The sequence below is a fragment of the Burkholderia sp. MSMB0856 genome, from assembly GCF_001524645.2.
Taxonomy (GTDB): Bacteria; Pseudomonadota; Gammaproteobacteria; order Burkholderiales; family Burkholderiaceae; genus Burkholderia; species Burkholderia diffusa.
Window position 1 is genome coordinate 1835616 of record NZ_CP013427.1, and the last position, 12888, is coordinate 1848503.

The following is a 12888-nucleotide window of genomic DNA, read 5'->3' on the forward strand; positions in this document are numbered from 1 at the left end:
CCAAGTCTCGGGGCCGCATGGGGCGGCTTCACTGGTGTGACGAACGGCGCGGCCGATTTTTTACCGTTTTGCGCGCAAAGCCAGAACAGATGCATTTTTTGAAGGCACCGCTAAATATTTGCGCGGCCCGTTCGTCTATCAGGGAGGAAAGCCGCGACCGGGCTCGTCCGGTGTGCTGCTTTCGCATCAATCTCGCCGTTTCCGCATATTTGCCTGCCCTTCATTTACCGACGCTGCCGATGACCGCCGCCCACGAGCCCGCTTCCCCGCCGTCCCTCGACGCCTCCCCTGGCCGCCCCGCGGCCCGCCTGATCCTCGCGCTGCTGCGCGAAAGCCGCGCATCGCTCGCGCTGGCGCTCGTCGCCTGCGTGCTCAACGGCGTCGCGAGCGTGCTGCTCGTCGCGACGCTGAACCGCGCGCTCGCGACGCCCGGCGCGGCCGACGCGTCGCTCGCGTGGCGCTTCGCGCTGTGCGCGGTGATCGCGCTCGTCACGCGCATCGTGTCGGGCACGCTGTTCGCCCGGCTGTCGCAGGACACGATGGCGCGGCTGCGCGTGCATCTCGCGCGGCGCGTCGGCGCGGCCGAGCTGCGCGACATCGAGCGGATCGGCGCGGCGCCCGTGCAGTCGGTGCTGACCGACGACGCGACCAACGTGTCGATGCTGTTCTTCGCGCTGCCGAACCTGGTGATGCACGGCTCGATCGTGTTCGGCTGCCTCGGCTATCTCGCGTGGCTGTCGTGGCCCGTGTGCCTGCTCGCGCTGACCGCGATCGTCGCGGGCTCGCTCGGCTATCACACCGGCGACCGCCGCGCGATCGCGTCGCTCGAGGCGGCCGGCCAGGCGCAGGATCGCCTGTTCGGCTATCTCGGCTCGCTGTTCTCCGGCGCGAAGGAACTGAAGCTGCACGACGCGCGCGCGCGCCAGTTCGTCGACGGCCAGCTCGGCGCGGCGATCGGCGAGGTGCGCGACCATCGCCGCCGCGCGTTCAGCGCGTATGCGGTCGGCGTCGGCTGGATCATCTTCCTGTTCTACGTATTCCTCGGCGCAGCCGCGTTCTGGCCGCAGCTCGGCGTGCATGCGGATGCAGGCACGGCGGCCGGCTACGTCGTCGTGTTCCTGTTCATGCTGGTGCCGCTCGACGGGCTGCTGAACAACCTGCCGACCGTCAATGCGGCGCGCGTGTCGCTCGGACGCATCGAGGGCGTGATGGCCGAATTCGGCGCGCTGCGCACGGTGCCGCCCGCCAGCGACGCCCCCGACGTGCCGCCGGCCGGCGCCGTCACGCTGCGCGGCGTCACGCACGCGTATTTCCACGAGCGCGACGAACGGATGTTCCGGATCGGGCCGATCGACCTGACGATCCGGCCGGGCGAGCTCGTGTTCATCGTCGGCGGCAACGGCAGCGGCAAGACGACGCTCGCGAAGGTCCTGACGGGGCTCTACGAGCCGGAGGAAGGCGCGATCGAGGTCGACGGCCGGACGATCGGCTGGCGCGAGCGCGCCGCGTACCGGCAACGCTTCAGCGCGGTGTTCAACGACTTCCACCTGTTCGATGCGCTGCTCGGCATCGTCGATCCCGACGATCCGGCGCGTGCGCAGGCCGATGCGCGCGCGAACGCGCTGGTCGCGAAGCTCGCGCTCGATCACAAGGTGAAGGTCGTCGACGGCGCGTTCTCGAACCGCGCGCTGTCGACCGGGCAGCGCAAGCGGCTCGCGCTCGTCGTCGCGTATCTGGAGGACCGGCCGTTCTATCTGTTCGACGAATGGGCGGCCGACCAGGATCCGTCGTTCAAGGCGGTGTTCTACGAGCAACTGCTGCCCGAACTGCGCGCGCGCGGCAAGGCCGTGATCGTGATCACGCACGACGATCGCTATTTCGATCTCGCCGACCGCCTGCTGAAGCTCGACAACGGACAGATCGTCAGCGACACGACGCCCGCGCGGTCACGCGCACGGGATGGCGCCGATGCGCTTAGCGCGTAAGCATGCGTGAACACCGGCCGCCTGCGTGCCGCGATTGCCGCGCCCAGGCGGCTGGTGTTCGGTTCGGCGGAGTGGAAGGGATTGGAAAAGCCGGAATGAAATATCGTTCGGTGTACTGGTATATGCGTAACACCGCCGGGATGCCGCGACAAGCGAATGCCTACGTGAGTTTCGTTCACGCGCTGCCCTGCCCGCGAACGACAAGCCGCGCGTTCAGCGCACGGCCGGCAGCTTCAGCAGCGTATCGGTCATCACGTCGGCCAGCTTCAGCGCCGACATCGGACCGCCGAACCCCCAGATGTTCCGTTCGACGAGCGCGATCCTGCGCTCACGCAGCGCAGGCACGAAACGCCACACCGGCGAATCGAGTTTCGACGCCAGCGGCACGTCCATCCCCGTCGCGGTGACGAACAGCACGGCGAGATCGCGTTGCCGGAGCAGATCGGCGGACGTCACGTAAAGCGTGCCTTCCCGCGTCGGCTTCTTCGGCCACGGGTCGAGCCCGAGCGCGCGCGCGAGGCCCGCCGACGTGCTGTTGCCGGTATACGCCCAGTAGCGATCGGGCAACCCGAGATCCTGCAGCAGTGCGATGCGTTCGCCGCCGCGTCCCGCCGCCCTGAGCCGCGATGCGTTGCGCGCGATCCCCGCGTCGAGCTGTGCTTCGACCGCCTTTGCGCGCGCATCGCGCCCGGTGACGGTGCCGATCGTCCGGAAGATCTGGCGCATCCAGTCGAGCTGCGTGACGGGCACGCCGTCTTCCGACACGTTCGGGCTGAACTGGAACAGGATCGTCGGCGCGATCCGGTCAAGCGCGGCGAAGATCGGCGCATGCCGGAAGCCGACGCCGATGATGAGGTCGGGCTTCACCGCGGCGATCGCCTCGAGCCCCGGCTCCTGACGCGAGCCGATGTCGGTCACGTGCGCGAGCCGGTCGCTCTCGTAGCCGAGCCAACCCGGATAGAACGCGGTATCGGCCATGCCGACCGGCACGATGTCGAGCGCGATCACGCTTTCGGCGAACATGAAGTCGAGCGCGACCACGCGTTGCGGCCGCACGGGCATCGTCGCGCTCGCCTGCGATACGACGGGGTTGCCGGCGAGCGAGCGGCCCAGTTGAGAAGGCATGCCGCCCTGCCCGCCGCGCGCGTCGTTCGCGACCGCGGCGGCCGGCGCGGCCAGCGCGCCGCAACATGCGGCGCCGAGCGCGGCCAGTGCGCCGAGCGCATGGCGACGGCCGGCATACGGTGCCGGCGTCACCGGATCGCGTCCTGCTCGGCCAGCGTCGCGTCGTCCATCGTCAATAGCAGCGGGCAGCTTCCACACAGTTGCGTTTCTCCAGGAATTTCATAGCGCAGGCAGCACACGCGGCGCGCGCGAAACGGCGTCGGCAGCAGCGGCGAGCGCGGCACGGCGTCGCGCACCGGCAGGCGCAGCGGATTCGGCTCGCCGTCGACGCAGGACGCGCCGAACAGCCAGTCGGCATCCCGAGCGGGATCGGCCGCGCATGGCAGCGAACGGTACGTGTCGAGCAGATAGTCGAGCAGGTTGCCCGCGTTGCTCCACAGCACGCGCGGCGTGACGCGGCCCATCGCCGCGAGCAGGTCGATCACCGCGCCGAGATGCGCGACGAGCCCCGCATAGCGCGGCGCGGGCGCGACGCAGGGCGCGCCGAGCGCGTCCGGCGCGAAATACAGCGCGGCCGGCATCCCGTCGTCGAGCGCGACGAACGCGCGCTCCGGCGCCATGTCGAGCGGCCGGCCCAGCGTCAGCGCGGCGACCACGCCGGCAGGCGCCGCGCGGCCGAAGTAATACTTGCTCCATTGCGACATCAGCGCTCGCGCGTGCAGCGCCGGATCGCCGCCGTAGTGGCGGACCATCGCGTCGAGCAGCGCATCGCGATGATCGGACAGCGCGCCGACGGGCACGACGATCCGGCCCGGCGCGTGCGCGTCGTCGGGCATCCCGAGCCACACCGCGTCGAGATGCTCGGCAAACGGTTCGGGCGCGAAGGCGGAAAAGCGCGTGGCGCGTGCACCGTCGAGCGCCGGCGTCATCGCCCCGCGCGCCGGGCGCGGCGCCCCTCGAGGATCAGCAGCCCGAGCAGATACGGCGCGCCGATCAGCGCGGTCAGCACGCCGGCGGGCACTTCGCGCGGCGCGACGACCGTACGGGCGGCCAGGTCGGCGCACCCGAGGATCAGCGCGCCGCATGCGGCCGCAAGCCACAGCCGCGTGCGGTGCCGGCGCGCGCCGAGCATCGTCGCGACGTGCGGCGCCATCAGCCCGATGAAGCCGACCGGCCCGACCGCCGCGACGGCTGCGCACGCGGCGAGCGTCGCGACCGTCAGCGCGAGCGGCCGCAGCGCGGCGACCGGCAGGCCGAGCGCGGCCGCCTGGTCGTCGCCGAGCGCGAGCATGTCGAGCGGCCGCGCGAGCCATGCGAATACGGGGACCGCGAGCACGCACCACGGCAGCAGCATCGACACCTCGCCCCACCCGCGGCCATAGGTGCCGCCGACGAGCCACACGACGAAGCGCGCGGGCTGCACGCTTTCCTGCGTGATCAGCCATTGCGCGAGCGTGGTCCACAACGCGCCGATCACGATGCCGGTCAGCGCGACCGCGAGCGGTGCGTAACGATGCCGGTGATTCAGCACGAGCGTGATCGCGAGCGACAGCGCACCGCCGATCAACGCGGCCACGCCGAGCGTCACGTGCCCCATCAGCGGCCACGTCGACAGCGCGAACAGCGTGACGAGCCCCGCGCCCTGCGTGACGCCGAGCACTTCGGGCCCCGCGAGCGGGTTGCGCACGACGCTCTGCATCGCGACCCCGCTCACGGCCAGCAGCGCACCCGCGAGAAGCGCGCTCAGCAGCCGCGGCATGCGCAGGTCGATCAGCATCCGCGCGACGGCATCGTGACCCGACAGCGCGGCGGACCAGCGTGCCGGCGACAGCCATTCGGGACCGGCCGACACGCCGACGCACACGACTAGCCCGCCGGCCACGACGAACAACGCGGTGCGCAGCGGCCAGCCGAGCCGTTCGAGCCAGGCGACCATCCGCGTCGACCCGCTGCCGGCCGCGCGTTCGGCTTGTGCGTGCAGCACGCCCGACCATGCGGCGCCGCGCCGGATCATCGCGAGCATCAGCGGCGTGCCGACGAGCGCGATCGCGACGCCGGTCGACAGCGTCGCGTCGAGGCCCGACGCGAGCACCGCGCTGTCGGTGACGAGCACGAGCGCGCCGCCCGCGAGCGCCGACAGCGGCGCCAGCACGCCGAGCCGGGCCGCGCGTGCGCCGCGCACCTGGCGCAGCAGGTTCGGCGCGACGAGCCCGACGTACGACAGCGGGCCGGCGATGCTGACGGCCACGCTCGTGAACGCGACCGCGACGATCGTCGCGGCGAGCCGCGCCGCGTCGACGCGCACGCCGGCCGCGGCCGCCGCCTCGTCGCCGAGCGCGAGCGGATTCAGCGGCCGGATCACGAACGGCAGCGCCAGCAGCGGCACGACGAGCCAGCGCGCGGCGAGCGCGAGCCCGGTCGCGCCGGGTTGATAGAGACTGCCGTTGGTCCACAACGCCGCGCCCGCGATGTTCTGCTCGAAAAACGCGAGCACGAGCGTCGACAGCGCCGCGAACAGCAGCATGCAGACGCTGCCCGCGAGCACGAGCCGCAGCGGCGTCGCGCGCCAGCCGCCGGCCGCGACGATCGCGCACGCGGCGGCGATCAGCCCGCACACGAACAGCAGCGGCACCGACGCGACACCGGCGAGCGCCGGCACCAGCATCGCCGCGAGCAGGCCGAGCTGGGCGCCGCCCGTCACGCCGAGCAGGTCGGGCGACGCGAGCGGGTTGCGCGTGAGCGACTGGAACAGCGCGCCCGCGATGCCGAGGCAGCCGCCCGCGACGAGCGCGGCCGCGACACGCGGCAGGTTGAGGTCGAACAGGAACACGCCCGCGAGCGCGGCGGCGTCGCTGCCGGGCACCGCGTTCCACCATACGCGCAGGTCCGGTGCAACGCGCAACACGGCCAGCGCCGCGATCAACGCGACGAGGCCGAACGCGAGCGCGCCGGCACGGCGGCCGGATGCCGCGTCCTGCCCGCTCGCCGCGAGCCGCTTGCGCATCGCGAACGTCGTCATACGGCGATATCCCGTTGAACGGCACGATCGAACGCGCCCGCCGCGCCGGATGCCGGCGGCCCGTAGGCCGGCACGCACATCGGCGCGCCCGTTTGCGGATGCGCAAGCTTCAGCATGTCGACGCCGAACGCCGCGCGCAGCCGCGCCGGTTCCAGCATCGCGTCGGGCGAGCCCTGCGCGACGAGGCGGCCGGCACGCATCAGCACGATGTCGTCGCTGTACGCGGCCGCCTGGTTCAGGTCGTGAAGGACCCACACGATCGTCAGCCCGCGCGCGCGGTTCAGCGCGCGCAGCGCGTCGAGGATGTCGAGCTGGTGATGGATGTCGAGATAGGTCGTCGGCTCGTCGAGCAGCACGATCGGCGCCTGCTGCGCGAGCGCCATCGCGATCCACGCACGCTGCCGCTCGCCGCCCGACAGCGCGCCGACGTCACGCTCGGCGTCGCCGGCGAGGCCGCTGGTGTCGAGCGCCTCGTCGATCGCCGCATGGTCGGCGCGCGACAGCCCGCGCAGGAAACCGCCATACGCGTAGCGGCCGTACGCGACCAGCTCGCGCACCGTCAGCCCCGACGGAATCTGATTGAACTGCGCGAGCATCGTCAGCTCGCGCGCGAGCGCGCGACGGCGAAACGACGCGAGCGGCGTGCCGTTCACGTCGATGTGGCCCGCACGCGCGGGCTGCAGGCCCGCGAGCGTGCGCAGCAGCGTGCTCTTGCCGCAGCCGTTCGGGCCGCACAGCGCCGTCACGCGGCCGGCCGCGATCGACAGGTCCAGCCCGTCGATCACGACATGGTCGCGATAACCCACCGTCAATCCGCGCGCGGCGAGCGCGGCGGGACTACGCGTCATCGGTCCTCCGTTCGGCCGCGCGCGGGACCGTGTAACTTTGCGCCATCGCGACGACCACCTTGCGCGGCCCGTCGAACGGGTCGCGTGCGTGCGCGGTCAGCATGTTGTCGAGCATCAGCACGTCGCCCGTCCGCCACGGGAACACGATGCGCTGGCGATCGAGCACGTCGCGGATTTCCGCGAGCGCGTCGGCCTCGAGCGGCGCACCGTCGCCGTAATACACGTTGCGCGGCACGTTCTCGAGCCCGACCGCGTCGACGAGCGCTTCCTGCATGTCGTCGTCGAGCGCGGACAGGTGGAACAAGTTCGCTTGGTTGAACCACACGCGATCGCCGGTGCGCGGATGGCGCGCGACGGCCTGGCAGCGTTCGCGCGTGCGCAACAGCAGTTCGCCGTCGTCATCGGTGCGCCATGCGCATTCGATTCCGCGCGCCGCGCACATCCGCTCGACCTCGGCCGGCTCGTTCGTGCCGAACGACTGCTGCCACGGCAGGTCGAGCCCCTGGCCGAAATTGCGCACGTACAGCAGCTCGCGCTGCTCGAAGCGCGCGACCAGCGCCGGATCGAGCGCGCGATAGACTGCGCGGCTGTCCGCGATCGGCGTCGCACCGCCCGTCGGCGCCGCGAGCGCGCAATGGAACCAGATCCGCAGCGGCCACTCGCGCGTGTACGACTGCTCGTTGTGCAGCGGAATCGCGCGATGCGGCGGGTATTCGGTCGACGTATAGACGGCGCCTTCGACCTGGCTGCGCGGCGTCGACGCGTATTCGTAGCCGATCAGCGGATCGCCGAACGACGCCGCGAACTGCTGGAACGCATCGATCGACGGCACGTGAAAGCCCGTGAACAGCACACCGCCCGCCCGTTCGAGCGTGTCGGCCGCGATCGCATGCGCGAGCGGCGCGATCTCGTCGATCGACATGCCGTCGGCGCCGCGCGGCGACACGACGGTGGGCAGCCCCGGCTCGATACGCAGGTCGTCGAGCGTCGGCAACGAAAGCAAGGTCATGCAACGTCCTCTTCAGGTGGCGCGCCGCGCACGCGGCGCAGCGGGTCACGACGCGCGCGTCGCGCGATCGCCGTCCATCGCGCGGCGCAGGCTCGCGGGGCGCATGTCGGTCCAGACGGTCTCGATGTGCGCGAGGCAGTCGGCCTTGGGGCCGCGCACGCCGACTTCGCGCCAGCCGGCCGGCACTGGCCGGAACGTCGGCCAGATCGAATACTGTTCTTCGTCGTTGATGACGACCGTGTAGACGAGGTCGTCGGTGTCGGCGGAAGGCGTCGTGGCTTGCGTCATGATCGAAAAAAGCGGGAGGCGGTTGAGGGAGGCGAAGCGGCGAATCGTCGGATCGGCCGCTCCTGTCTTGAAGACGATTGGCCGGCGCGTTTTTTTACCGCCGCCGCGCGCGGCCGCCGAGGAACGCCGGACACGCGTCGCCGCGATGGCACGCGTCGAGGCATTCCGCGCAGTGCCGCTCCGCGTCGCGCACCATGAAATGCACGAGCGTTTGCGACACGTTCAGCGCGCGCGCCGCGGTCTGCAGCGTTTCCTCGCGCAGCCGCACCATCTCGAACGCCGCGCGGCTGCGCGCCGGCAGGTCGTCGAGCGCGGCCCACACGCGGCGCAGCGTGTCGCGCGTCATCAGCGCGGCTTCGGGCGTCGGTTCCGGCGACGGCACGTCGAAGCCGTCGTCCTCTTCCGTGTGATAGACGTTCTCGAGGCTTTGCCGGCGGCATGCGTCGATCGATGCGTTGCGCACCATCCGCGTCACGTACGCGACCGGCTGGCGCACCGCGTCCTGGTTCGGGAATTCGACGAGCTTCACGAATACATCGTGCACGACGTCCTCGGCGCGGCTCGCACAACCGACGAAGCCGCGCGCGACGTTGACGAGCATCGCTCGATGGGAAATCAGCACGTCGAGCAGCGCGCCCTGCGCATGCGGCTCGGCGGTACGGCGCGCACGCGGCGCGGGGCGCGACGGCCGGTCCGGATAACTGCCGAGGAACGGGTTCGCCGTTGCCGCTGCCGGTCGTTCGAGCACTTCCGCCATAGCCATCGATCTGCTCCGTCAGATTTCGAGATAGCGCAATTTAACGTAAACGCAAATCATTCTCAATCCGATTACCGAATGCCCCTTCCGATTATCGGGATTTGTCTGATCAATTGGCGGAATCGTTGCCCGGGTGGAGGGGACGCACGGCGGCTGGTTCGGTACGTGGTCATTGGCCCATCCGAACGGCGCGACCGGCCTGCGACCCATCGGCACGATCTTTCACGCGTCTGACAAAGCGCCCGCACGGGCGTTGCCTATCCTGCCGGCGCGGCTCAAATCACGATCGGCTGGCATGGCGATCGTTACTCGGACGGCAATCGCTACTGTGAGCGCCGTGACTGGGAAGCGCAGCGTCCCCGCGGATAAGACGACCATCGGGACGACGGACGTGACGATCAGCGGCCGCAGTGGTAAGGCGTTCCCTCTTCCCGTGATTCACTTTTCAACGATCAGGACTGCAACATGAAAACGCTACTGAAATCGCTCACCGCCGCCGTGCTCGTGCCGGCCATCGCCGAAGCGCATCCGCACCGCGTGTGTCACTTCGACCATCACAGGATGTGCCGCTGGGTGCGGTAAACGAAACAAGGCGCCGGAAACCGGCGCCTTGTTTCATCGCTTCACCTGCGTGCGACCACGCTCGCTAGCGTGCGGCCTGCAACCGCGGCAGGCATCGCGCGAGCTGCGCCGGGATGACGGGCATGCGGCAGGCGCCTCGCTGCATCGCTGCGTTCGGCTTCGCCACCAGCATGCGTGACGCCGCCTTCCGCGGCGAAGCCCGCACCCGCAATGCGTCGGCGCCCGGGCTCGCCGGCTGCAACGCGCGCAGGGTCGCCGCATCGATGTGCACTTGCCAGAACTGCGGTCTATAGTCGGGATCGCCGTCGCGATAGCCTTGCCCCGTGATAATCTGCCCGTCGGGGCTCACGCCGATCACGTTGGCCAAGTTCAGCGTGCCGACCGACAGGCCGGCCGCTTCGAGCAACGCAACGAGGCTGCGCATGCCGCTTTGCGGCGTCCACACGAAGACGCGCTCGATACCGGTCTGCCGGTTGCTCGATGTGCCGATGACGACCCGCCCGTCCGTACTGATCGATAACGCGTAGCTGCTGTCGTCACCGTCGAGAAAACCGAGCCGCTGGATGCTGTCGCCGCCGTTCGTCCACAGCACCGCCTCCGAGTCGACCCGTTGTCCATCCGGCGTGACCACCAGGGTGCCAAGCGCGCCGGCGATCGTCCGTTCGTCTTCGGTCACGCCACGGGCCTGATCCATTCTCGCCACGCCCGCGTTGATCGTCGGCAATAGTCGTTCACCGATTCGTTCTGTCCAAAGGAACGCACGCGAACCATACACGCCGTCGACATTGCCGGCGAACCCGGCTGCCGCATTCCCGGACGAGGTCATCGACAGGAGATGCACGATATAGTCGCCGCCCGGCAGCAACTCGCGGAAACCCCTCGGCTGGTCCCACATGAACCGTGCATTTCGGCCGTCTGTCGTCGTAAAGCGGCCCGCCATCCTCGTGCCGCCGAGGTTCGCGACTTCGACCGATGCGCCCCGGCCCGCCGTATCCGGAACGAGTTTCTGTGTGCGACCGTCACCGGGCCATCGCACCGCCCATCGATCGAGATTGCTGCTTTCCGCCTGGCGCGCGCTGATCGATCCGCCGATCACCTGCCCGTCGGCCGACACCGTTTGTGCCATCGAGTCATAGGCGTTCGCCGGCGCGGCCAGACGCTGCCAGCCCGTCGCGGCCGACCACGAGAAGGCCATCGAGTTACCGGGCTGCGCTTCGCTCCAGTAGGAACCGATGATCGTCTTGCCGTCCGCGCTGACGGCATTGCCGTCGTACCGCATGTCGCGCGGCCCGCCCAGGTCGCCGATCACGGTCAGCGAATAACCACCTGCCGATATCGTCTGTGCGTGAGCCGCGCCCACCGTCGAAGCAACGAATAGCGTCGCTGCCATGGTGCCCTTCAGATGCATTTTCATCTCCCCCGAAAAAAGACGCTCGGCCATCGGCCTGCCTTGCACGGTATATATCCGCTCGGGCCGCGCTCGCGTGCGTCAGTAGATAAACAACCGGATCGTCGCCGTGCCGTTGAACGGACCGATCTTCGGCGGCCCGAACGCCTTCAGAACGGCATCAAGCGTCACGCTCTGGTAGTTCACACTTCCCGGCATCTGGGCGAGCACGAACTGTTGGTTGAACGCAATCGCCTTGCCGTTTCTGTCCTCGATGCCGATGCCGAAATTGCTGTTCGGGTCCGGCACGAGCAGCCCGTTCTGCACCGTCTGCGATGTCTCGAAGTAGCCGTCCACGCGCACCGCCACGTTGCATTGCTTGGTCAGCGCGAGACTGAACGATTTGCGCGGCACCGCTGGCAAGAAGCCGTTGCCCGTGGCCTGAACCTGGCCGAACTTCACGATGCCGGGTTCAGGCGTGACCTTCACATCGACGAGACAAGGCGTCGGTTTCAGTTTCTGCAGGCCGCTCAGCTTGTAGCGAAAGCTCGGATTGATGTAGTTCAGACCGCCCCTGCCGTCGAACTGGAACACCGCGTAGATGTCTGATGGCGGCTGCGACCACTTGCCGCGCTTGCGCACCACGATCTGATAGGTGATGCTCAGCGGAAACTTTTCGCAACGCCCTGCCTTGACCTCCGCGTCGCTCAGCTTGCATTCCTCCACATAGGTTTTCGTCTGTACGCCATCGCCGGGTTGACTGCTGCGGCCGAAGTAATCTTCACCGAGATAGCGAATGCCGATTTCGAGACCCCACGCAGCCGGGGTCTGCTTTTCAGGGTTCGCATAGAAATAGATCCATTCACCGTACGTCTTCTCCCTGCCGCCGAGATCCTTGTAGCAGTATCCCGTCGTCGTGCGCGGCGGCGACACCCAGATCACGTACCCATCCGGCGCATCGGTCGGATACGACGCAACATTGCCGATCGCTTCCGTCAGCGACACACCGCCGTTGTTTGCGATGCAGCGCACCGCCCACGCCGGCTGCGCCAACGCAAAGAACAGCCCGATCACACACCACCTGAGCCACGCCCGCATTCTCGACTCGATCCTGTTTCGTCGCACGCCGCTCATCGCTTCACGCTCTTGCACGCACCGGCGTCGCACGCATATTCGACCGCCACCTGGCCGCCGTAATCGTCGATGTGCGTGACGAACAGCGTCGACGGCGTCGCCGCCTTGAACGGTACGTCGGCCGTGCTCATCGGGCTCACCATCACCGGCTCGATCGGCACCGGCGTCTTCTGCGCGCCCGCCGTCACCTCGACCACCGTCACGTGGTACGGCGTCGGGTTGTCGAACACGAGCTTGTGCGCCCCCGCATCGACGCGCAGCGTCATCGGCAGCGTCCAGTCCTCGTCGCGCGTCGGCTGCACGGCCTTCGGCCGGTAGAACAGCTTCATCTGCGTATGCAGCGCGATCTGCAGCGTGTTCGGCGTATCGGACTTCGGCGGTACTTCGCGGATGTTCAGGTAGAAGACCGATTCGCGATCGGCCGGCAGCGCGGTGCCCGGCAATCTGGCGATCCGCAGCACGTTGCGCTCGTTCGCCTCGACGCGCTGCAGCGGCGGGACGACCATCAGCGGCGACGTGATCTTGTTGCCCTTCGCGTCCTCCAGCCACGACTGCACGAGATACGGATACGTCGTGCTCTTGTTCGTGATGGTGACGATCGCGGCCTGTTCGCCTTCGTTGAAGATCACGCGTGTGCGGTCCGGCACGATCGCCGCGTGCGCGACACCGGCCGCCAGCGCGCCGGCCGCGGCCAGCATGCACGACGTGCGTCGCAGGAAGGAAAGAGAGAAAGCTGGGTTCATCGCTGGATCCG

At 69.0% G+C, this 12888-nt stretch carries 12 protein-coding genes; 2 read left to right on the forward strand and 10 right to left on the reverse strand.

The genetic code is table 11. The annotated features are described in order from the left end of the window. Positions 1 to 239 precede the first annotated feature (239 nt). Positions 240 to 1985, forward strand: a complete 1746-nt coding sequence (locus WS87_RS09785) for a cyclic peptide export ABC transporter (protein WP_059691735.1) — start codon at positions 240 to 242, stop codon at positions 1983 to 1985. 213 nt (positions 1986 to 2198) lie between these two features. Here the strand turns inward: WS87_RS09785 and WS87_RS09790 are convergent, their stop codons facing one another. The 7 genes from WS87_RS09790 to WS87_RS09820 form a co-directional block, all read right to left on the reverse strand. After that, on the reverse strand, positions 2199 to 3242 hold the full coding sequence (locus WS87_RS09790) for an ABC transporter substrate-binding protein (RefSeq protein WP_059818200.1): 1044 nt from the start codon (positions 3240 to 3242) through the stop codon (positions 2199 to 2201). Further along, positions 3239 to 4039 (reverse strand): siderophore-iron reductase FhuF, encoded by an 801-nt coding sequence (fhuF, locus tag WS87_RS09795; RefSeq protein ID WP_059818198.1) that lies wholly within the window; start codon positions 4037 to 4039, stop codon positions 3239 to 3241. Before fhuF ends, WS87_RS09790 begins: the two co-directional genes overlap by 4 nt. After that, the gene (gene fhuB, locus WS87_RS09800) at positions 4036 to 6129 is read right to left on the reverse strand and encodes a Fe(3+)-hydroxamate ABC transporter permease FhuB (protein ID WP_059818196.1); all 2094 of its coding nucleotides are present in this window, start codon (positions 6127 to 6129) and stop codon (positions 4036 to 4038) included. The genes fhuF and fhuB overlap by 4 nt, the downstream gene beginning before the upstream one ends. Further along, complete coding sequence (locus WS87_RS09805; protein WP_059818195.1) at positions 6126 to 6977, reverse strand: ABC transporter ATP-binding protein; 852 nt, start codon at positions 6975 to 6977, stop codon at positions 6126 to 6128. Before WS87_RS09805 ends, fhuB begins: the two co-directional genes overlap by 4 nt. Next, positions 6967 to 7986, reverse strand: coding sequence for a TauD/TfdA family dioxygenase (locus WS87_RS09810; RefSeq protein ID WP_059818193.1), 1020 nt, complete (start codon positions 7984 to 7986; stop codon positions 6967 to 6969). Before WS87_RS09810 ends, WS87_RS09805 begins: the two co-directional genes overlap by 11 nt. Before the next feature lie 45 nt (positions 7987 to 8031). After that, entirely contained in the window at positions 8032 to 8274 is a 243-nt protein-coding gene (locus WS87_RS09815; RefSeq protein ID WP_059510746.1) for an MbtH family protein, read from the reverse strand. Between the two features lie 94 nt (positions 8275 to 8368). After that, positions 8369 to 9037 carry an RNA polymerase factor sigma-70 gene (locus WS87_RS09820; protein WP_059701243.1) on the reverse strand — a complete coding sequence of 223 codons (669 nt, stop codon included), beginning with the start codon at positions 9035 to 9037 and terminating at the stop codon, positions 8369 to 8371. Positions 9038 to 9496: 459 nt separating this feature from the next. Between WS87_RS09820 and WS87_RS34225 the strand changes: the two genes are divergently transcribed. Further along, positions 9497 to 9613: an HHHH-motif protein gene (locus WS87_RS34225; protein ID WP_236873173.1), complete on the forward strand. Its 117-nt coding sequence runs from the start codon at positions 9497 to 9499 to the stop codon at positions 9611 to 9613. Between the two features lie 64 nt (positions 9614 to 9677). On the opposite strand, the gene WS87_RS09825 is transcribed toward WS87_RS34225, so the two are convergent. From WS87_RS09825 to WS87_RS09835, 3 genes are read right to left on the reverse strand one after another with little or no spacing between them, the layout of a single operon-like run. Further along, the gene (locus tag WS87_RS09825) at positions 9678 to 11054 is read right to left on the reverse strand and encodes a calcium-binding protein (protein ID WP_236873174.1); all 1377 of its coding nucleotides are present in this window, start codon (positions 11052 to 11054) and stop codon (positions 9678 to 9680) included. Positions 11055 to 11102: 48 nt separating this feature from the next. Then, positions 11103 to 12134, reverse strand: a complete 1032-nt coding sequence (locus WS87_RS09830) for a fimbrial protein (RefSeq protein ID WP_059818192.1) — start codon at positions 12132 to 12134, stop codon at positions 11103 to 11105. After that, positions 12131 to 12877, reverse strand: a complete 747-nt coding sequence (locus tag WS87_RS09835) for a fimbrial biogenesis chaperone (RefSeq protein ID WP_059818287.1) — start codon at positions 12875 to 12877, stop codon at positions 12131 to 12133. Before WS87_RS09835 ends, WS87_RS09830 begins: the two co-directional genes overlap by 4 nt. Between the last annotated feature and the right edge of the window lie 11 nt (positions 12878 to 12888).